At 75.8% G+C, this 20,135-nt stretch carries 15 protein-coding genes; 7 read left to right on the top strand and 8 right to left on the bottom strand.

What is annotated here, in order from left to right; genetic code table 11:
- Positions 1-136 precede the first annotated feature (136 nt).
- Positions 137-1,012, top strand: a complete 876-nt coding sequence (locus tag ACFWEG_RS02110; RefSeq protein WP_387208149.1) for a hypothetical protein — start codon at positions 137-139, stop codon at positions 1,010-1,012.
- Between the two features lie 4 nt (positions 1,013-1,016).
- Here the strand turns inward: ACFWEG_RS02110 and ACFWEG_RS02115 are convergent, their stop codons facing one another.
- Positions 1,017-2,816, bottom strand: coding sequence for a DUF6350 family protein (locus ACFWEG_RS02115; RefSeq protein ID WP_387208151.1), 1,800 nt, complete (start codon positions 2,814-2,816; stop codon positions 1,017-1,019).
- Between the two features lie 122 nt (positions 2,817-2,938).
- On the opposite strand from ACFWEG_RS02115, the gene ACFWEG_RS02120 reads away from it, so the two are divergent.
- Entirely contained in the window at positions 2,939-4,231 is a 1,293-nt protein-coding gene (locus tag ACFWEG_RS02120) for a helix-turn-helix domain-containing protein (protein WP_387208153.1), read from the top strand.
- Between the two features lie 283 nt (positions 4,232-4,514).
- On the opposite strand, the gene sucD is transcribed toward ACFWEG_RS02120, so the two are convergent.
- Entirely contained in the window at positions 4,515-5,399 is an 885-nt protein-coding gene (gene sucD / locus ACFWEG_RS02125) for a succinate--CoA ligase subunit alpha (protein WP_387208155.1), read from the bottom strand.
- A gap of 21 nt (positions 5,400-5,420) precedes the next feature.
- The gene (sucC, locus tag ACFWEG_RS02130; protein WP_387208157.1) at positions 5,421-6,602 is read right to left on the bottom strand and encodes an ADP-forming succinate--CoA ligase subunit beta; all 1,182 of its coding nucleotides are present in this window, start codon (positions 6,600-6,602) and stop codon (positions 5,421-5,423) included.
- 361 nt (positions 6,603-6,963) lie between these two features.
- Between sucC and ACFWEG_RS02135 the strand changes: the two genes are divergently transcribed.
- Complete coding sequence (locus ACFWEG_RS02135; RefSeq protein ID WP_387208159.1) at positions 6,964-7,755, top strand: hypothetical protein; 792 nt, start codon at positions 6,964-6,966, stop codon at positions 7,753-7,755.
- Positions 7,756-7,794: 39 nt separating this feature from the next.
- Here ACFWEG_RS02135 and ACFWEG_RS02140 read toward each other — a convergent pair whose 3' ends face one another.
- From ACFWEG_RS02140 to ACFWEG_RS02150, 3 genes are read right to left on the bottom strand one after another with little or no spacing between them, the layout of a single operon-like run.
- Positions 7,795-9,069 carry a VWA domain-containing protein gene (locus ACFWEG_RS02140; RefSeq protein ID WP_387208162.1) on the bottom strand — a complete coding sequence of 425 codons (1,275 nt, stop codon included), beginning with the start codon at positions 9,067-9,069 and terminating at the stop codon, positions 7,795-7,797.
- 43 nt (positions 9,070-9,112) lie between these two features.
- Positions 9,113-11,506, bottom strand: a complete 2,394-nt coding sequence (locus ACFWEG_RS02145) for a DUF5682 family protein (RefSeq protein ID WP_387208164.1) — start codon at positions 11,504-11,506, stop codon at positions 9,113-9,115.
- Positions 11,503-12,585 (bottom strand): AAA family ATPase, encoded by a 1,083-nt coding sequence (locus tag ACFWEG_RS02150; RefSeq protein ID WP_387208166.1) that lies wholly within the window; start codon positions 12,583-12,585, stop codon positions 11,503-11,505. Before ACFWEG_RS02150 ends, ACFWEG_RS02145 begins: the two co-directional genes overlap by 4 nt.
- A 137-nt stretch (positions 12,586-12,722) precedes the next feature.
- Between ACFWEG_RS02150 and ACFWEG_RS02155 the strand changes: the two genes are divergently transcribed.
- Together ACFWEG_RS02155 and ACFWEG_RS02160 are read left to right on the top strand one after the other, a co-directional pair.
- Entirely contained in the window at positions 12,723-14,078 is a 1,356-nt protein-coding gene (locus ACFWEG_RS02155; RefSeq protein WP_387208169.1) for an SWIM zinc finger family protein, read from the top strand.
- 73 nt (positions 14,079-14,151) lie between these two features.
- Positions 14,152-15,774, top strand: a complete 1,623-nt coding sequence (locus ACFWEG_RS02160) for a DUF5691 domain-containing protein (protein ID WP_387208171.1) — start codon at positions 14,152-14,154, stop codon at positions 15,772-15,774.
- A 124-nt stretch (positions 15,775-15,898) separates the two neighbouring features.
- Here the strand turns inward: ACFWEG_RS02160 and ACFWEG_RS02165 are convergent, their stop codons facing one another.
- Positions 15,899-16,306: a cobalamin B12-binding domain-containing protein gene (locus ACFWEG_RS02165; protein WP_387208173.1), complete on the bottom strand. Its 408-nt coding sequence runs from the start codon at positions 16,304-16,306 to the stop codon at positions 15,899-15,901.
- A gap of 372 nt (positions 16,307-16,678) precedes the next feature.
- Between ACFWEG_RS02165 and ACFWEG_RS02170 the strand changes: the two genes are divergently transcribed.
- Together ACFWEG_RS02170 and ACFWEG_RS02175 are read left to right on the top strand one after the other, a co-directional pair.
- Entirely contained in the window at positions 16,679-17,533 is an 855-nt protein-coding gene (locus tag ACFWEG_RS02170; RefSeq protein WP_387208175.1) for an esterase/lipase family protein, read from the top strand.
- 316 nt (positions 17,534-17,849) lie between these two features.
- The gene (locus ACFWEG_RS02175; protein ID WP_387208177.1) at positions 17,850-19,316 is read left to right on the top strand and encodes a M23 family metallopeptidase; all 1,467 of its coding nucleotides are present in this window, start codon (positions 17,850-17,852) and stop codon (positions 19,314-19,316) included.
- Positions 19,317-19,381: 65 nt separating this feature from the next.
- Here ACFWEG_RS02175 and ACFWEG_RS02180 read toward each other — a convergent pair.
- The coding region (locus tag ACFWEG_RS02180) for a 3'-5' exonuclease (RefSeq protein ID WP_387208179.1) at positions 19,382-20,135 on the bottom strand (754 nt) is incomplete at its 5' end.

Genomic DNA, 20,135 nt, shown 5'->3' on the forward strand with positions numbered 1-20,135 from the left:
ACCAACCGGCGACCCGCTGAGGACGGGGGCGGACCTGGCGGGTAGCGTCAGAGCAGGGGCCCGCCCGGGACCGACCGCTCGCGTCCCAGCAGGGGCCGATCGGCGCTCGTCGACTCAAGGGGAAGACGCACTCCACATGCCGGACCGACGCCACCGCGCGCACCTCAGCCGCCCGACCTCCCTGCCGCTGGCCGCGGACGGGGGCCCGACGCTGCTGCTGCGGGAGAACCGGCCCCCGGAGTCCCCCTCGGGTTCCGGTCCGTCCGGGTCCCCCGGCTCCGGGCCCGACCGGCCCGACTCCGCCCCGGCCGACGACAACCCCTTCGCCGCACCGCCCGAGGGCCGTCCCGACCGGCCCTGGCGGCCGCGCAGGCCCGACGGGTCCGAGGACGACGGCGACGCCGGTTCCGGCGACAGCTCGCGGGGCGGCGACCGCTCGCCCTGGGGCGGCCGGTGGAGCAGCGACCAGCCCGGCCGGCAGGGCGGCGGCTTCGGCGACCGCCCCGGCCAGGACGACCCCCGCAAGGGCGGGCCCGGGCCCGGCGGGCTGCGCTGGGACCCCAAGGACCCGGCCCAGCGGCGCGCCCGCTACGCGCTCCTGGCCGGCATGTGGTCCTTCTTCACCACGATCCTCATCGCCCCCGAACTGGGCCTGCTGCTCGGTGCGCTGGCGATCTACTGGGGCGTCAGCGCGCTGCGCTCCCGGCAGCCGGCCGGCGCCCCGGTCCGGGCCGACGTCGACGCGATGACGGGCCGCTCGCCGGCCCCGGCCCCCGGCTCCGACGCCCCGGCGGGCCCCGCGCTCGGCGCCCGCCAGCTGAAGTCGGCCGCGGTCAGCGGTCTGGTGATGGCGGGCCTCTCGCTCTGCGTGGTCGCGGCGGGCTTCACGGCGAAGCTGGTCTACAGCGACTACTACACCTGCGTGGACGACGCGCTGACGTCGGTCGCGAAGGACAACTGCAGGGACCTGCTGCCGGAGCGACTGCGGCCGCTGCTGGCGCCGGAGGAGTAGGCGGTCAGCGCGGGGCGGCGGCGTCCGCGGGGCCCGCGGCGTCCGCGCCGCTGGTCTTCGGCGGGGAGGTCTTCGGCGACGAGGCGTCCGGTGACGGCGGGTTCGGTGACGAGGCGTCCGGCGCGGGGGTTTTCGGCGCGGGGGCTTCCGGCGCGGGGGCTTCCGGCACGGGGGCTCCCGGCGTGGCGGTCTTCGAAGGGGGTCGCTCGCCCGCCGTCCGGATCTCGGGAAGCGCCGCCAGCAGGGCCAGTTCCTCCGCGGTGGGCGGCGGCGGGCCGATCTCGGTGAGCTCCTCCGTGAGCGGGGGCAGGTCCGCGGTGACCGGCGGCAGGTCCGGGTGCGCCGTCGGGGGGCCTTCCGCCTTGTCCGCGGCCGCCGCCCAGGGGTTCGCCGCCCAGGCCGCCGGGTCGTGCCCGGGCGCGTCCGCCTCCTTCCGCCGGCCGAACCGCTGCCCGAACCGCCGCCCCGGCAGCGACCGGAGCGTGGGCAGCCGCAGCGCCGGCCGGTGGAAGGCGGGGAGCGAGGGGCCGGCCACCCCTCCCCCGCGCCGGACCTGGGCGATCACGGCCGCCGGCACGGCGACCACGGCGGTCCAGGCGCACGCGGCCGCCCCCGTCAGCCACCAGCTCGGGCCGAACTCCGCCAGCTCCCCCGTCCCCATCGGCCCGCCGGCCAGCGCGGCGAGGCCGCCGGTCAGGACGCCGGCGAGCACCGCGGCGAGCGCCCCGGCGGCGGCCGCGTCAGCCGGGCCCCGGGCCTCGTGGCGGCACAACCGCCGGGCGGTGAGCGCGGCGGCGGCCGCCGGGATCGCGGCGCCCGCCAGCGTCAGCGGTGTGCCGTGGGCGTCGGCCGAGAGCGGGACCGCCGCGAGGAGCGGGAAGGGGGGCGCGCTGGGGGCGCCGACGACCCCGAGCGGGGTCAGCGCACCGGCCACGCCGAGCTGGACTCCGGGGCCGAGGGCGTACGCCGCCCCCCAGACGGCCGCGTTCGGCAGCAGCGCGAGAGCGAGGAGGACGAGCGCGATCCGCGCCGACCACGGTCCCGCCGTGCGGACGAGTTCGGCGTGGGCGGCGGGCGCGTGCGTCGCGAGGACGGTCGCCGCGAGCAGCGCACCGCCGGCCACCAGGGTGAGGACGCCGTCGGCCGCCGCGCGGAGGGCGGTCGTGTTCCGCGGCGAGAGGAGCCCCGCGGGAAGGCGGTCCAGGAGGCGCCGGGCCGCGGGGGGCCGCTCGGCCGACGGCCTGCGCGCGCTCCACGCCCCGGCGGCCGCGGCGCCGAAGACCAGCAGCGGGACGTGCACCAGGGCGCTCAGGGGCACGGCGGGCAGCGCGCCGCCGCGGGCGAACACGACGGCCGCGGCGGCGACCGCGAGGTAGCCGACGGCGATCCCCCAGACGGCCGTACGGGGTGAGGCCGTGGCCGCGCCCGGGCCCCCGGCGGCGTCCCCGCTCTCGCCCTCGTCGTCCGTGCAGGCGTCGCGGGTCGCCCGGTGGACGAGGAGGACGGGCAGGGCGAGCAGCAGCAGCGGGGTGACGCCGACCGGTGCCGGGAGCCCGGAGAGGGTGTCGGGGCGGAGCAGTTCGGTGCCGTGCGCGAGCAGCCAGAGGCTCGCCGCGACCTCCAGGGCGCCGCCGAGCCCGTCGTCCGGGAACGGCGAGCTGATCCACAGCATCAGCACGAGCACCGCGAAGCCGCCGAGGCCGAGCCCGGCGGCGATCGCGCCGCCGAGGAGGCAGGCGGGAAGCGCCGGGGACAGGTTCCTGTGGAGCGTGGGGGCCGCCGTGCGGTCGGTCGTCCGGGTCACCGCCGCATTCTCCCGATACCACCCGCATTACCCGCGCAACAGGCGAAGCCCGGACGTGTCGATCAAGATGCGCTTATGCGACTTCTCACGCTGCGCGCCGCCCTGCCCGGAGGGCCTTCCTCATGACCGAACGTGCCGCGACGCCCGTGAACAGCCCGCTGCCCCTGCCCGACGACCGCCGTCGCCTGCGCGAATCCGCCGGCGTGACCCGCGAGGACCTCGCCGCCGCGCTCGGCGTCGGGCTCCGCACCGTCCGCTCCTGGGAGTCAGGCCGCAGCACCCCCCGCGGCCGCGTCCGCGAGGCGTACGCACATCTGCTCGGGGGGTGGGCGGCGGGAGCGCGGGGGGCGGTGGCGGAGGCCGCGCGTGGGTCGGAGACGAGCCCGGCCGCGGCGCTCGGGTCGCGGCCGTCCGGGGCGCGCGGGGGCCGCACGGCCGCGCGGGCGGTGGTGCGCGAGCCGGAGCGGGAGCCCGAACCGGAGCACGAGCGCGCACCGGAGGCCGTGCCCGAGCCCGGCCCGGAGCGGCCGGCGGAACCGGAGCCCGGCCGCGCGCCCGACGGCGAGCCCGAGCCGGACCACTCCCGGGGGACCGCACCCGTCCGCGACCCCGGCGGGCTCACGCCCGCCCGCGCCTTCGAACTGCTGCACGCGCACGCCGCGCCCGGGCTCCTCCACCAGACGTACCTGCTGACCGGGCGGCCCGCGCTGGCCGCCGCGGCGGTGCAGCGGGCCTTCCACACCGCCTGGGAGCGCTGGCCCGAGGTCGCCCGCGACCCCGACCCGGTGGGCTGGGTCCGGGCCGCGGCCCACGACCACGCGCTCTCGCCCTGGCACCGGCTGCGACCCGTGCACGCCCGCGCCGACCGGCGGCGAGGGCGCGGGCCCGAGGCGTTCCGCGCCCTGCTGCGCGCGGTGGGCTCCCTGCCGCCGCCCTACCGGCGGACCCTCCTCCTCGTCGACCTCGTCGGCCTCGGTCTGCCCGAGACCGCGGCCGAGACCGAGGCCAGCACCCCCGCCGCGGTCGGCCGCCTGGCCTTCGCGCGGACGCACATCGCCACCGCGCTGCCCGACCTGCGCGATCCCGCCGCCCTCCGCGACCACCTCGCCGCGGTCCCCCTCCCCTCCTCCCTCGCCGCCCGCGGCGGTGAGGAGGCCCGCCTGCGCGCCGAGACCCGCACCCTCCTGCGCACCCGCGGCGCCCTCGGCCTCGCCGCGCTCGTCACCGGCGCGACCTGCTTCACCCTCGCCACGGCCCCACCCCCCGGCCAACGCCCCCTCGGCCCGACCTTCCCCGTCGCCGGGGGCACGGCGCAGGTGGGGCGGCCCGGGCCGGACGCGCTGTCCCCGAGAGAGGAGTGGATGCGCGCACACCTGCGCGGCGACGGCGGCCGGCTGACCCCGTCGGGTGTCTGACCCCTGCGAGGTGGGGGCTACCGGGGCGGGCGCGACGATTGCCCACAGCGGGAACCAAGAACATCAGCCCGGCTGGCGGGCGGTGGCCCGAACCCCACTCCGACGCCCGCATCCGGCCGACGGGCCGTAGCCCAAAAAAACCAGCCCGGCCGGCGATTGAGGCCGGAGGGCGCAGCCCGACGTGGGGGTGCGGGGGCGGAGCCCCCGCCGGGCCGGGCAACGACGAGGCCCGCACCCCCCGGGGAGGGGAGCACGGGCCTCGGGCCGTACAGAAGCGCGGGGGTCAGCCCGCGAGGATCGCCCGCGCGAGCTTCGCCGTCTCGGTCGGCGTCTTGCCTACCTTGACGCCGGCGGCCTCCAGGGCCTCCTTCTTCGCGGCGGCCGTGCCGGAGGAGCCGGAGACGATGGCGCCCGCGTGGCCCATGGTCTTGCCCTCGGGCGCGGTGAAGCCCGCGACGTAGCCGACGACCGGCTTCGTGACGTTCTTCGCGATGTAGTCGGCCGCGCGCTCCTCCGCGTCGCCGCCGATCTCACCGATCATCACGATCAGGTCGGTGTCGGGGTCGGCCTCGAACGCGGCGAGCGCGTCGATGTGCGTCGTACCGATGACCGGGTCGCCACCGATGCCGACGGCCGACGAGAAGCCGATGTCCCGCAGCTCGTACATCATCTGGTACGTCAGCGTGCCGGACTTCGAGACCAGGCCGATGCGGCCCGGCTTCGTGATGTCGCCCGGGATGATGCCCGCGTTGGACTGGCCCGGCGTGATGAGACCGGGGCAGTTCGGACCGATGATCCGCGTCTTGTTGCCCTTGGCCTGCGCGTACGCCCAGAACGCCGCCGAGTCGTGCACGGCGATGCCCTCGGTGATGACCACCGCGAGCGGGATCTCCGCGTCGATCGCCTCGACGACCGCGGCCTTGGAGAAGGCCGGCGGGACGAAGAGGACGGAGACGTCGGCGCCGGTCTTCTCCATCGCCTCGGCGACGGAGCCGAAGACGGGGACCTCGGTGCCGTCGAAGTCGACTGTCGTGCCGGCCTTGCGCGGGTTCACGCCGCCGACGATGTTGGTGCCGTCACCGAGCATGAGCTTGGTGTGCTTCATGCCGGTGGCACCGGTCATGCCCTGGACGATGACCTTGCTGTCCTTGGTGAGGAAGATAGCCATGGTGTTTGGAGTCCCTCTTCCTTACTTCGCAGCCGCGGCGAGTTCGGCGGCCTTGTCGGCCGCGCCGTCCATGGTGTCCACGCGCTGGACCAGCGGGTGGTTCGCGTCGCTGAGGATCTTGCGACCCAGCTCCGCGTTGTTGCCGTCGAGGCGCACGACCAGCGGCTTCTCGACCTTCTCGCCCTTCGAGGCGAGCAGCTCGAGCGCCTGCACGATGCCGTTGGCGACCTCGTCGCACGCGGTGATGCCACCGAAGACGTTGACGAAGACGGACTTGACGTCCGGGTCGCCGAGGATGATCTCCAGGCCGTTCGCCATCACCTCGGCGGACGCGCCGCCGCCGATGTCGAGGAAGTTGGCGGGCTTCACGCCGCCGTGCGCCTCACCGGCGTAGGCGACGACGTCGAGCGTCGACATGACGAGCCCGGCGCCGTTGCCGATGATGCCGACCTCGCCCTCGAGCTTGACGTAGTTGAGGCCCTTGGCCTTGGCCGCCGCCTCCAGCGGGTTGGCCGCGTCCTTGTCCTCGAGCGCCTCGTGCTCCGGCTGGCGGAAGTCGGCGTTCTCGTCGAGCGAGACCTTGCCGTCCAGGGCCAGGATGCGGCCGTCCTTGGTCTTGACCAGCGGGTTGACCTCGACGAGGAGCGCGTCCTCGGCGACGAAGGTGTCCCACAGGGTGACCAGGACCTCGGCGACTCCCTCGGCCACGTCGGCCGGGAACTTCGCCTGCGCGACGATCTCGCGGGCCTTCTCCAGGGTGACGCCGTCGTTCGCGTTGACCGGGACCTTCGCGAGGGCCTCGGGGGTCTTCTCCGCGACCTCCTCGATGTCCATGCCGCCCTGCACCGACGCCATCGCGAGGAAGGTGCGGTTGGTCCGGTCGAGGAGGTACGAGACGTAGTACTCCGCCTCGATCTCGGGGGACAGCTCGGCGATCATCACCTTGTGGACCGTGTGGCCCTTGATGTCCATGCCGAGGATGTCGGTCGAACGGGCCACGGCCTCGTCCGGGTCGCCGGCCAGCTTCACGCCGCCGGCCTTGCCACGGCCGCCCACCTTGACCTGGGCCTTCACGACCGACTTGCCGCCAAGACGCTCGGTGGCCTCGCGCGCCGCCTCAGGCGTCTCGATGACTTCACCGGCCAGCACCGGTACACCGTGCTTGGCGAAGAGGTCCCTCGCCTGATACTCGAACAGGTCCACGCGCGTTCCGTCCTTGGTGATCGCGGTTTGTTGTCTGCGTGGGCGTGCCGCGGAGGGCAACGTGACGACACCGGTCACAAGGGAGGCGTCACGGTGTCCGTGAACGCGGCATGTCCGTCTCGCAGGTTATCCCCGAGGGCGTCGGGCCCCTAAATCGCAGATCACACCTGGACGGTGATACCTGTCACAGATCGCGACGGACGCGTGACGGGGAGCGGGGCGGGACGGTTGAGCCGGACGAGGCGGCGTGACCTGGGTCACACGCGACGACGACGGGGTCCGTGGGCCGAGGGCCGGCGGTCGCCGCCGGGTCCCGTCGCCGCACCGACCGTCTCGTCGTCCGCAGCCCTGGGGGCACTCCGTGCAGCTCGTCCGTATCGACCTTCCCGCCGTCACCGCCCGGCCCGCAGGCCCCGGCCGACGGATCGTTTCCGCCGCCGTCGCCCTCGGGGCGGCGGCCGTGCTCGCCGGCTGCTCCGGGAGCGGCGCCGACTCCGCCGCGGCGAAGCCGGAGGGCTTCGACGTGGCGGCGGCGCTGAAGCAGGCCGACCGCTCGGCGTACTCCGCCGTGATGACCACCCGCTCGGAGGCCGACGGGAAGACGGCCCTGTCGCTGACGGGGCGGATCAACTTCAACGCGCCGACCACCGGCAGCCTCAGGATGTCGATCAGCCCGGGCACCGCCCAGGAGAGCGGCGTCGAGCAGGTCATCACCGACGGGGCCGCGTACACCCGGGTGACGAAGGGCGCGGGGGCCGGTCAGGCCTGGCAGAAGGTGCCGGTCACCGACCCGGCCAAGGCGGCCCGGGTCCCGGACCTGGCCCGGTACGCCGAACTCCTCCTCGAGCGCGGCCCCTCGGTGCAGAAGGGGCAGGTGACGAAGGACGGCGTGGTCACCCAGCACCTGTCGGGGGAGATCGGCAAGGACGACCTGCGCACGGTCGACACCAGCGTGTACGAGAGCGTGAAGAACTCGGACGCCGACGGGGTGCGGACCGACGTGTGGGTGGACCGGGAGGGCCGGATCGTCCGGCTCGAGCAGTGGTTCTCGCTGCGCGAGCCGGGCGCGGACAAGGAGACCGCGCTGCACCAGGCCACCCGCTTCAGCGACTTCGCGGGGCCGGTGGAGGTCCGCACGCCGAAGGGCGCCTGAGCCCCGGCCCGCCGGCCACCACCCCGGCCCGCCCGGGGCTCACGCCTCGGGCACGGGTATCGGGCGCTTCTCCAGGGCGGCGGCCATGACGTCGGGGAACAGGTCGGGGGTGCAGGCGAACGCGGGCGCGCCGAGGGCGGCGAGCGCGGCGGCGTGCTCGCGGTCGTAGGAGGGCGCGCCCTCGTCGGACAGGGCGAGCAGGGCGACGAACTGCACCCCCGACGCCTTCATCGCCGCGACCCGCTTGAGCATCTCGTCGCGGATGCCGCCCTCGTAGAGGTCGCTGATCAGCACCACGACCGTCTCGGCCGGCCGGGTGATCTGCGACTGGCAGTACGCGAGCGCCCGGTTGATGTCCGTGCCGCCGCCGAGCTGGGTGCCGAAGAGGACGTCGACGGGGTCGTCGAGCTGGTCGGTGAGGTCGACGACGGCCGTGTCGAAGACGACGAGCCGGGTCGCGATCGACCGCATCGAGGCGAGGACGGCTCCGAACACCGAGGCGTAGACGACGGAGGCCGCCATCGAGCCGGACTGGTCGATGCAGAGCACCACCTCCTTCTTCACGGCCTGCGAGGCGCGGCCGTAGCCGACGAGTCGCTCGGGGACGACGGTGCCGGTGCGGGCCGCGTCGTCGCCGGCCGCGGGCCCGCCCGTTCCGCCCGTTCCGCCTGTTCCGGCCGGCAGGGTGACGTAGTTCTTGAGGTTGGCGCGGATGGTGCGGTCCCAGTCGATGTCCCGGTGCCGGGGGCGGTTGACCTTCGCGCTGCGGTCGAGGGCGCCGGTGAGGGTGGCGCGGGTCTTCGTGGCGAGCTTGCGCTCCAGTTCGTCGACGACCTTGCGCACCACGGCCCGCGCGGTCTCCTTGGTCTCCTCGGGCATCGCCTTGTTGAGCGACAGGAGCGTGCCGACGAGGTGGACGTCGGCCTCGACCGCCTCCAGCATCTCCGGTTCGAGCAGCAGGGTGCTCAGTCCGAGCCGGTCGATGGCGTCCCGCTGCATCACCTGGACGACGGAGGCGGGGAAGTAGGTGCGGATGTCGCCGAGCCAGCGGGCGACGGAGGGTGCGGAGCCGCCGAGTCCCGCGGAGCGCTCGCGCCGCGAGCCGTTGCTCCCGCCGTCGCGTCCGTACAGCGCGGCGAGCGCGCCGTCCATGGCGGCGTCCGTGCCGCCGAGCGGGCAGCCGGTGCCGTCGGCCTCGCCGCCGCCGAGCACGAGGCGCCAACGGCGCAGCCGTTCGGCGGCGTCGACAGCGGGGGCGGCGGTGTCCCCGTGCCCGGTCCCGGCCGCCTGACTGTCCGTCAGGGGTGTCGTCATCGGTCCCTCCCTCGCTCCGTGGGGTTCGTGCCGGTGGTGTCGCTCATCGGGCGGCCCCGCTGCCGCCTCCGGCGCCGGCACCGGCGCCGGCGCCGAGCAGCAGGCCGAGCACCGGCAGCACCGCGTCGGCCCGCTCCTGGTCCAGCGCGGCGCCGAAGCCGGGTATCCCCTCCGCCGCCGGACCCGCTTCCGGCCCGGCCGGGCCCCGGCGGACCAGTTCCCCGAGCGTGCGGCGCACCCCGCTCTCGTAGGCGCCGAAGGTGCGGCGCAGCAGCGGCAGCACGTCGGTGAAGGAGTCGGCGGGGACGCCGCCGAGCCAGGCGTCGACCAGCCCGAGCAGTCGGGGGTCGTGCACGAGGAGCATCCCGCCGCCGCCGAGGAACCCCTCGAGCCAGGCGGCCGCCTGCACGGGCGGGGTGCCGACGGAGAGGGCGAGCCCCATCAGCCGGGCCGTCTCCTCGACGGCCAGCGCGCCCTCGTCGAGCAGCAGCCGGGCCGCGCGGCCGCGGAGCAGTCCGGGCACGGCGTCCCGCAGCGCCAGGGTGCGCAGGACCGCGTGCCACCGATCGCGCAGGTCGGTGTCTTCCCCGGCCAGCAGGCCGACCGCGTCGTGCACGGACTCCAGGTGGCCGCGCATCTCGAGCGCGCCGTCCGCGTCGAGGCCGGCGCAGGCGGGCGGCAGGCCGACGAAGACCCGGCGGGCGAGCCCGTCGGCGACCTCGGCGAGCGCGGCGGTGTCCGTGCCGCGCACGTCGCCGTAGCGCAGGGCGCGGGCGAGGGCGGGGAGGGCGGCGGCCAGGTGGCCGACGTCGGCGTCGAGGGCGGCCCGGTCGGCCAGGACGCGCATGATCACCGGGAGGGCGGCGGGGAGGTCGGCGAGCAGGCACCGCTCGGCGAGCGCGGTGACCTCGCCGAGGCCGGGCGCCTCCAGCGCGCCCGACTCCGCCTTCGCGGTGGCGGCGGCCAGGACCGTGGTGCCCCAGATGCCCGCCTCGGCGACCCGGACCGACAGCTCCGGCTCCCAGCGCAGTCGCCAGCTCTCGCGGAAGGTCCCCGTGGTGCCGCGGGCGGTACGGGCCGGTTCGCCCCAGCCGATGCCGAGCAGCCGCAGCCGGTGCAGCAGCCGGCTGCGGGCGGCGTCGGTGTCCTTGCGCAGGTCGAGGTCCAGTTCGCGCTCGGCGGCCTCCGGCCTGAGCCGCAGGGTGCGCTGAAGGCGGGTCAGGTCCCGCTGCAGGGGGACGGCGGGGGCCGCCTCGGGCACCTCGCCGAGGACGTCGCCGACCACGAGCCGGTCGTGGACCAGGGCGAGCGGCACGTCGGAGCCGTCGCACATCACCGCGCGGACGGCGTCGGTGGTCTCGGTGAGCCCGGCGAGCGGGCGGCCGCGCATCACGGCCAGGCTGTCGGCGAGGCGCACGGCCTCGATGACGTGGGCGGAGGAGACCGGCCACCCCTCGTCGCGCAGGAGCCCGGCGACCTTCGTCATCCAGCGGGCGACCGGCCGGTCGGCGGCGGAGAAGAGGTGCCCGTACCAGCCCGGGGACTCGATGCCGGCGCCGTAGCCGCTGGTCCGGGAAAGCCGGCGGTGCGTCCAGGGGACCCAGGTCAGCTCGACCCTGACCTTGGGGAGGCCCTTGAGGAGGGCCCGGTCGGCGGTGACGGCGGTCCTCGCGCGGAGTGCGGGGACGTGCCAGGCGCCGCAGACCACGGCGACCGACCCGGCACCGAACTCCCGTACGGCGTTGCGCAGCTGGAGCCGCATGTACGCCTCGCGCACGAGGTCCCGCTCGTGGCCGCCGTGCCCGTGCTCCTCGCGCAGGGCGGCCATCGCGTCGCCGAGCGCCTCGAAGGCGGCGAGCGGTCCCTCGCCCTCGCGGCCGAAGCCCTGGTGCTCGACGACGTCCTCCCACCAGCGCTCCGGGTCGTCGTAGCCGGCGGTGCGGGCGAGGACGGCGAGCGGGTCGACGCGCAGGTCCTCGGTGAGCTCGGCGGGTGCGGCGGCGGGCCCGCCGGGGGTGCCGGTGCCTCCCCTGCCGTCCTCCTCGTCCGGTCCGCCGCCGTCGGCCGGCTGACGGTCCGTCGTCGCGGGAGTGTCCGACGGGGCGCCCTCGGGGTGGGCGAGGGAGTGGGCGGCGGGCAGGTCGACGAAGCGGACGGGGACGTCGTGGGCGAGCGCCCAGCGGACGGCGACCCACTCCGGGGAGAACTCGGCCAGCGGCCAGAAGGCGGCCCGGCCCGGATCGTCCACCACGTGGGCGAGGAGCGCGACGGGCGGGCGCATCGTCTCCTCGGCGGCGAGCGCCACCAGGGCGTCCGCCTCCGGCGGGCCCTCGATCAGGACGACGGCGGGCTTGCGCTCCTCCAGCGCCGCCCGCACCGCGCGGGCCGATCCGGGACCGTGGTGCCGCACCCCGAGGAGCAGCGGGACCGCCGTCACGCGGACACCTCGCGGCAGGCCCGGTAGAAGTCCTTCCAGCCGTCCCGCTCGCGGACCACGGCCTCCAGGTACTCCTGCCAGATCACCTGGTCGGCCGCCGGGTCCCGGACGACCGCGCCGAGGATGCCCGCCGCCACGTCCCCGGGGCGCAGCACCCCGTCGCCGAAGTGCGCCGCGAGGGCGAGGCCGTTGGTGACGACGGAGATCGCCTCGGCCGTGGACAGGGTGCCGCTGGGCGTCTTCAGCTTCGTGCGGCCGTCGGCGGTGACGCCGTCGCGCAGTTCGCGGAAGACGGTGACGACCCGGCGGATCTCGTCGATGCCCTCCGGGCCGCCGGGCAGGCTGAGCGAGCGGCCGACCTGGTCGACCCGGCGGGAGACGATGTCGACCTCGGCGTCGGCGGTCGCGGGCAGCGGGAGCACCACGGTGTTGAAGCGGCGGCGCAGCGCGCTGGAGAGGTCGTTGACCCCGCGGTCGCGGTCGTTGGCGGTGGCGATGAGGTTGAAGCCGCGGACCGCCTGCACCTCGTCCCCCAGCTCGGGGATCGGCAGGGTCTTCTCGGAGAGGATGGTGATCAGCGAGTCCTGCACGTCGGCCGGGATGCGGGTCAGCTCCTCGACCCGGGCGGTCATGCCCTCGGCCATCGCGCGCATCACCGGGCTGGGCACCAACGCCTCGCGGCTCGGGCCCTCGGCGAGGAGGCGCGCGTAGTTCCAGCCGTAGCGGATCGCCTCCTCCGGGGTGCCCGCCGTGCCCTGCACCAGCAGGGTGGAGTCGCCGCTGACCGCCGCGGCGAGGTGCTCCGACACCCACGTCTTCGCGGTGCCGGGGACACCGAGGAGCAGCAGGGCCCGGTCGGTGGCGAGCGTGGTGACGGCGACCTCGACGATGCGGCGCGGGCCGACGTACTTGGGCGTGATCACCGTCCCGTCGTCGAGCGTGCCACCGAGCAGGTAGGTGGCGACGGCCCACGGCGACAGCTTCCACCGCTCGGGCCGCTGCCGGTCGTCGGCGGCGGCCAGCGCCTTCAACTCGGAGGCGAACGCGTCTTCGGCGTGCGGGCGCAGGGCTTCGGTCATGGATCCCCCTCACGACATCGCCGGGCGGTTGCGCCGGCGATGGAACCACCGTGCACCATCCCACTGACAATCAGCTCTGACCTGCGACGGAGCCCGGATCAGGGCCCGTTGTCAGTGGCGGGTCCTACCGTCGAGACATGACGCAACAGGGGGATCGCAACGGGGTCGACGCGCGCTGGTCGGCCGAACAGGTGCTCGCTCTCGCGCCCGACGCGGCCTCGCGGAAGGCGGGGAGCCGGCTCGGCTCCGCCGGGCCTTGGTCGGAGCACGGCGCGCACGGCGGTGCGGTGTGGGGGCTGTGCAAGGGCAGCGGCAGCAAGCCGTACCGGATCGTGGTGGACACGGCGGGTCCGGCGTACAAGTGCAGTTGCCCGAGCCGGAAGTTCCCGTGCAAGCACGCGCTGGGGCTGCTGCTGCTCTGGTCGTCCGGCACCGGCTCGCTGCCGGACGCGGCCGCCGTGCCGGAGTGGGCCGAGCCGTGGCTCGCCGCCCGGAAGGAGCGCGCGAGCGCGCCGAAGCCCACGGCCGCCGCCGCGTCGGCGGACCCCGAGGCCGCCCGGCGCCGGGCCGAGCGGCGCGCCCAGCGGATCACGGCGGGCACGGCCGAGCTGGAGCAGCGGCTCGCGGACCTGGTGAGCGGCGGCCTGGCCGCCGCCGACCGGTCGGGATACGCGCTGTGGGAGGAGACCGCGGCCCGCATGGTCGACGCCCAGGCGCCCGGGCTCGCCTCCCGGGTACGGGAGTTGGGCGCCGTGCCGTCCTCCGGACCGGGGTGGCACGTGCGCCTCCTAGAGGAGTGCGGGCTGCTCCACCTCCTCGACCGGGCCTGGGCCGCCCGCGAGTCCCTGCCCGCCCCGCTCGCCGCCACCGTCCGCGCCCGGGTGGGCCTCCCCACCGCCCCCGGACCGGACGCCGGGGTCCGCGACCGCTGGCTCGTCCTCGCCCAGTACGACACCTCCGACGGCAAACTGACGACCCGCCGGATCCATCTCCACGGCACCGCGACCGGCCGCCCCGCCCTCCTGCTCTCCTTCGGCGCCGCCGGCCGCGCGCCCGAACTCGCCCTGCCGGTCGGCCTCGCCGTCGACGCGGAAGCCGCCTTCCACCCCGGCGCCCTGCCCCTGCGCGCCCAGCTCGGGGAGTCCTCGAGGCCGCTCGCCGGCACCGGCGAACGCCCGCCCGGCACGGACGCGGCCGGCGCCGCGGCCGCGTACGGGGAACGCCTCCGCGACGACCCCTGGCTGGAGTCCTGGCCGCTGACCCTGGCCGCGGCGATACCGGCCCCGCACGGCGAGAGCTGGCAACTGGCGGACGCCGACGGCCGGTCGGCACTCCCCCTGACCTCCTCCTTCGCCCGGTCACCGGGGCTCTGGAGGCTCGTCGCGCTCTCCGGCGGCGCTCCCCTGCGCGTCTTCGGCGAACTCGGCCACCGCGGCTTCGACCCGCTCACCGCGTGGACGGCGGACTCCACCGAGCTCGTCCCGCTGCGCTGACCCGCGCCCGGGCCGCCGGGCCCTTCCGCACGCCGCGCCGTCCGCACCACTCCTCGCACCCCGAAGGGACCCGATGACCGCCGCCACCGCCCCTCCCTCCTGGGAGGACCTCGTCACCACCGCCCTCCTCGGCACCGACCGCCGCCCGGGCCGCACCGCCGAGGCCCTGCTCGACGCCGCCGCCACCGCCACCGTCCGCCGGCGCGCGGGGCTGCGCCCCGCCGAGGCCGCCCCCCTGCCGTCGCCCGCACCGGCCGACGACCGCCCCGACCTGCCCCCGGCAGCCCGCCGACGGCTCGCCGCCCTCCTCGCCGACCGCGCCTCCGGCGGCCAGGGCGGCCGGCGCACGACCCCCGACCTGACCGAACTCCTCCCGCAGTGGCTGGCCGCCGCCGAGCGGCACGGCTACCGGGCGGCCCCCGAACTCGTCCCCGCACTCCTCGACGCGGCCCGCGCCCGGACGGACCTCCGCCCCCGGGCCCTCGCCGTCGCGGGCCCCCTCGCCCGGTGGCTCGCGGCCCTCAACCCGGAGTGGAAGTACGCCCTGCGCACCGCGACCGGCACCGCCGGCCTGCCCGCGCCCGACGACCCCGCGGCGGTGCAACGCCTCTGGCAGGACGGTCTGTTCGCCGAACGGGTCGCCCTCCTCACCGCCGTACGCGCCCATGATCCTGACGCCGGCCGCGAGTTGCTCGCGGCCGGCTGGGCGAGCGAACGCGCCGAGGACCGGCTGATGTTCCTCGACTCCCTCCGCGAGGGCCTGCGCCCGGCCGACGAACCCTTCCTGGAGGCGGCGCTGGGGGACCGCAGCCGCCATGTCCGCTCCACCGCCGCCGAGTTGCTGTCGGCGCTCCCCGGCTCGGGCCTGGCCCGCCGGATGGCCGCCCGGGCGGGGACCTGCGTCGGCCTCGACCGCCTGGCCGGCGGCGGGCCCGACGGGGCGCCCGCCGTGATCAGCGTCGAGGCCCCGCACGAGTGCGACGCGGAGATGCAGCGCGACGGCGTCACCCCCAAGCCGCCCGCCGGCCGGGGCGAACGCTCCTGGTGGCTGAGCCAGTTGGTCGAGGCCTCGGCGCTGGGCGTGTGGACGGAGCGGCTCGGCGGCCGCACGCCGGCCGAGATCGTCGCCCTGCCCGTCGCCGACGACTGGCGGGACGAGCTGCACGCCGCCTGGTGCCGGGCGGCCGTGCGCCAGCACGACCCCGAGTGGTCCCGGGCGCTCCTCGGCCCACCCACGGCGCCCGGGGCGGCCGGGCCGGGCTCCGCCTCCCTCTCCGAGCGCACCCAGCTGCTCTCCGTGCTCCCCGCCGGTGAACGGGCCCTCTGGGTCGCGGGGTTCATCTCCGCCCACGGCCTGTCGGAGGCGTTCCAGCTGCTCGGGACGTGCGCGGTGCCGTGGTCGGAACCGCTCGGCGGGGCGGTGGTCGACGCGCTCGACATCGCCCGGGACGCCGGCGGCTACCCCTGGAGCTTCAGCGGCGTGATGGGGCTGGCCGAACGCTGCCTGGACCCGTCGGAGGCGGCCCGCCTGGACACCCTGACCGCGACCCCGGACGAACCGGCGGACGGTTCACCGGGCGTCGGGGCGTACTGGTCGGAGGCGTTCCAGCGGCTGGTGGGCACCCTGCGGCTGCGCGCGACGATGCTCGCCGAACTGGACGGGACGGCCCAGGAGTCGGCGACCTCCGGGCCGTGAGAAGGACCGCGGGCACTGGGGGGGCGGACCTCCGTAGCGCCGGGGCGGCGCGAGCCGGGACGCCGGGCCGGGACCGTCCCGGCGTGGCGCGACGGGACCGCCGGGACGGGCCCGCGGGCCGAGGTCAGACCGGCTGGCGCACGTTCTCCCGCACCCACTCGACGATCGACTGAGTCGTCGCCCCCGGCGTGAAGATCGCGGCGACGCCGATCTCCTTCAGCGACGGGATGTCGTCCTCCGGGATGATGCCGCCGCCGAACACCTTGATGTCCTCGGCGTCCCGCTCCTTCAGCAGCTCGATCACCTTGGCGAAGAGCGTGTTGTGGGCGCCGGAGAGGATGGACATGCCGATCGCGTCGGCGTCCTCCTGGATGGCGGTGTCCACGACCTGCTCGGGCGTCTGGTGCAGCCCGGTGTAGATGACCTCCATCCCGGCGTCGCGCAGAGCGCGGGCGATCACCTTCGCACCCCGGTCGTGCCCGTCGAGCCCCGGCTTGGCGACCACGACGCGGATCGGTCCAGCCACACCCATCACTGCCTCCATCTGCCGCGTGAACCCACGATGCACCGCGATCCGCATGCCGCCCGAGGGGCGCGCGGACCCCGCGAAGTGAACGAACGTTATCGCCAGCATCCCCCAAGCAGCGGTTTCGCGGCACCCCCGGAGGGGGAAATCACACGGTGGGACACATTCGCCACCCGCCGCTTCCGCACCAGGGACCCCGGGCGCGGCCCCCTCCTCCGAGCCCACCGGCACGAGCCGAACGACCACCCGTGCCGCACTCCGCGCACAGCCTCTCGCCCCCCTCCACCCGAGCCGAACAGACCCCGGGGCCGCCCGAGCCCGACCGCCGCCGCCTCCGCGCGCCCCGGCGGCGCCTCGCGCGCCGCGAGGAGGTCGCCCGTGAAGCCGCCGTTCCCGCCGCCCCTCCCACCCCTCCCGGGAGCGGGCCTCCGCCTGTCGACCGCGGCACTGAAGGCCGTCGCACTGGAGGTGGCGATCCTGGCCGGACACCTCGCCCTCTACCCCTCCGGACTCCTCCCCGAACGACTGCCGGCGCCCCGCCCGCACCGGCCGGAGGACCGGACCGACACGCCCGGGACGCACCGGCTGCCGACGGACACCGCCGACCGCCCCGTCGTACTGCTGCACGGCTTCGTCGACAACCGCTCGGTCTTCGTCCTGCTGCGCCGCACCCTCGCCGTACCCGGTCGGCGCCGGATCGAGTCGCTCAACTACTCCCCGCTCACCCGCGACATCCGCACCGCCGCCGGCCTGCTCGGCCGGCACATCGAGGGGGTCTGCGCCCGCACCGGCCGGGACGAGGTGGACATCGTCGGCCACAGCCTGGGCGGGCTGATCGCCCGCTACTACGTGCAGCGGCTCGGCGGCGACCGGCGGGTGCGCACCCTCGTCACCCTGGGGACCCCGCACGGCGGCACGAACGCCGCACCGCTGCTGAACGCCCACCCGATCGTGCGCCAGATGCGCCCGGACTCCGACGTCGTCGAGGAGCTGCGCGGTCCCGCGCCCGGCTGCCGCACTCGGTTCGTATGTTTCTGGAGCGATATGGACCACGTGATGGCGCCGGTGGAGACGGCCGCTCTCGACCACCAGGACCTGACGGTCAGGAACGTGCGGGTGTCCGGTATCGGCCATCTCGCCCTGCCCGTCCACCCGGCGGTCGCGGCCGAGATCCGGCAGGCACTGGACGCCGGGCCGCAGGACGCCTCCGAAAGGCCGGTCTCGGTGGCGTGATCCGGCCGCGGCGGCCGAACGGGGTCACGGCCGTGGGGCCCCGACACCCGTATCTTTTCGAACAGTTACCGAACACAGGGCCAAAGCTGAGCCCGCCGTCCGCCGAAACACGACCGGATGCCCCTTTTCGCACAGGCGAAAACCTGTTGAAGATTGTCGCCGTCGCATACCGCCGGGTACAGTCGCCGCACTGCTCTGCCTCTGGGGTGGCTCTCAGACCCCAGCTCCTGCTGTCGAGGCGAAAGAGACGTTGGTGAACGACCGTCCCCCGCCAGGGAATGCGTATCCCCCGGCTCCGGCGCCCGACGCCCCCTTCGTGGACTACGCGGCCTACGGCCACCAGGACGCCTCCTACGGCGGCGCCGGTGCGTACGGCGACGGCTCGCCGGGCGGCTCGTACGGCCCGGACGGCCTCCACGGCTTCGGTCACACCCCCGATCCGCTCTTCGGTGACTACTCCACTACCCCCAGCGGAGCATTCGACTCCTCTTCCTGGAACGGCAGTTATCCGGCCCAGGACACCGGCGCGTTCGGCACCACCGCGCATGGCGCGGCCGGCCCCTGGGCCACCGCATCCGACCAGCTCTCCTTCGCGGCGGACATCCCCGCCCAGGTCCCGTACGGCCCGGCCCCGGCGGCGCACGGCTACGCCGACGCCTGGAATCCGGACCCGGTCCACCCGTCGTACGACACCGACGGCGGCGGAGCCACCGGGTACGCGACCGGCGGCCACGACAGCTCCTGGCCCGCCCACGGCGCCCAGGACTCCGGCGCCTACGACGCAACGCAGTGGAACGGAGCCGACGCCGACCCGTACGCCTCGTACGCCGAGGTGACGCTCCCGTCGGAGCCCGCGCACACCGAGCCCGGCCTGCCGGTGTCGGACACCGAGGAGATCGGCGAGCCGCTGATCCTGCTCGACCCCGAGAGCCCCGGGGACGGCGACGACGACGGGTTCGACACCGCGTACGACGCCGCGCCAGCGGCCGCCGGCCCCGCCCGCACCCCGCACCCGGCCGGCGGCCGCGCCGCCACCCGGACCGCCTCCCGCAGCCGGCGCCGCGCCCCCGCCAAGCGCTCGGCGCTGTTCACCGTCGCCGTGCCCTCCGTCTGCGTCCTCGGCGCGGCCGGCATCGCCGCCGCGTCGGTCGGCACCGGCGGGGCGAGCGCGCAGGACAACGTGGGCAACCGGGCCGCCGCGCCCGAGGCCGTCAAGCCGGCCGTGGCGAACAACGCGCTCGACACGAAGATGGTCGCCATGGACACCGGCGCCCGCGACTTCGGCGACCGCGCCAACCGCACCCAGGAGCGCATCGACCTCAGGGAGCGGCAGGCGGCGGAGAAGAAGGCGCGCGAGGCGAAGGCCGCCGCGATCGAGGCGGCCCGCCCCAAGTTCGCCCTGCCGGTCGCGCAGCACGGCCTCAGCGCCTACTACGGCCAGGGCGGCGTCAACTGGATGTCCCTGCACAGCGGCATCGACTTCCCCGTCGACTTCGGCACCCCGGTCATGGCCGCCACCGACGGCACGGTCCGCACCCAGTGGAACGGGGCCTACGGGAACATGGCCATCGTGACCGCCGCCGACGGCACCGAGACGTGGTACTGCCACCTCGGCAGCACCAAGATCCGGTCCGGCCCGGTCAAGGCGGGCGACGTCATCGCCTACTCGGGCGACTCCGGCAACTCCACCGGCCCGCACCTGCACTTCGAGGTCCGGCCGGGCGGCGGTGCGGCCATCGACCCCCTGTCGTGGCTGCGCGGCCACGGCCTCAACCCGACCTGACGCACGGGTTGTCCGGCGAGCGCGGGCCGCATCCCCCGGGGGTGGCGGCCCGCAGCCGTCTCCGCTCAGAGCTTCTCGACCGGCGCGTACCGCAGCAGCAGCCGCTTCGGCTTGGCGTCGCCGAAGTCGATGACCGCCTCGGTCTTGTCCCCGGTGCCGTTGACCTGCATGACCGTGCCGAGGCCGAAGCGGTCGTGGGTGACCCGGTCGCCGACGCTCAGCGAGATCGACGGGCGGTCGACCATCCGCCGGGTGGCGAACGTCGACGCGCCGCCCCCGCCGAGCCGCGCGGCGGCCGCCGCGGACGCGCCCGAGCCGCCGCCGTACCCGCGGGTCGGGCCGGCGGGGGCGGAGGAGGGGCCGGTCCGCTTCCAGGTGAGGTACTGGTCCGGGATCTCCTCCAGGAAGCGGGAGGGCGGGTTGTACGAGGGCTGCCCCCAGGCGCTGCGCATCGCCGCGCGGGTGAGGTAGAGGCGCTCACGGGCGCGGGTGATGCCGACGTAGGCGAGCCGGCGCTCCTCCTCCAGCTCCTTGGCCTGGCCGAGCGCGCGCATGTGCGGGAAGACGCCGTCCTCCATGCCGGTGAGGAACACGACCGGGAACTCCAGGCCCTTGGCGGTGTGCAGGGTCATCAGCGTGATGACACCGGAGCCGTCGTCGTCCTCGTCGGGGATCTGGTCGGAGTCGGCGACCAGGGCGACCCGCTCCAGGAACTCGGCGAGGGTGCCGGGACCGGGGCCGGCGGGGGCGTCGGCGTCCCCTCCGTTACGCGGCCAACGCCCGGGCACTGGCCGACGCACGCGCCGGGGAGCGGAAAAG

Source organism: Streptomyces sp. NPDC060194, from assembly GCF_042728285.1.
Taxonomy (GTDB): Bacteria; Actinomycetota; Actinomycetes; order Streptomycetales; family Streptomycetaceae; genus Streptomyces.

Bases quoted from the DNA above. Each gene is read 5' to 3' on its own strand.
- sucD (WP_387208155.1), bottom strand. From the start codon at position 5,399: ATGGCTATCTTCCTCACCAAGGACAGCAAGGTCATCGTCCAGGGCATG.
- ACFWEG_RS02160 (WP_387208171.1), top strand. From the start codon at position 14,152: ATGACCGCCGCCACCGCCCCTCCCTCCTGGGAGGACCTCGTCACCACC.
- ACFWEG_RS02150 (WP_387208166.1), bottom strand. From the start codon at position 12,585: ATGACCGAAGCCCTGCGCCCGCACGCCGAAGACGCGTTCGCCTCCGAG.
- ACFWEG_RS02165 (WP_387208173.1), bottom strand. From the start codon at position 16,306: ATGGGTGTGGCTGGACCGATCCGCGTCGTGGTCGCCAAGCCGGGGCTC.
- ACFWEG_RS02140 (WP_387208162.1), bottom strand. From the start codon at position 9,069: ATGACGACACCCCTGACGGACAGTCAGGCGGCCGGGACCGGGCACGGG.
- ACFWEG_RS02110 (WP_387208149.1), top strand. From the start codon at position 137: ATGCCGGACCGACGCCACCGCGCGCACCTCAGCCGCCCGACCTCCCTG.
- ACFWEG_RS02120 (WP_387208153.1), top strand. From the start codon at position 2,939: ATGACCGAACGTGCCGCGACGCCCGTGAACAGCCCGCTGCCCCTGCCC.
- ACFWEG_RS02155 (WP_387208169.1), top strand. From the start codon at position 12,723: ATGACGCAACAGGGGGATCGCAACGGGGTCGACGCGCGCTGGTCGGCC.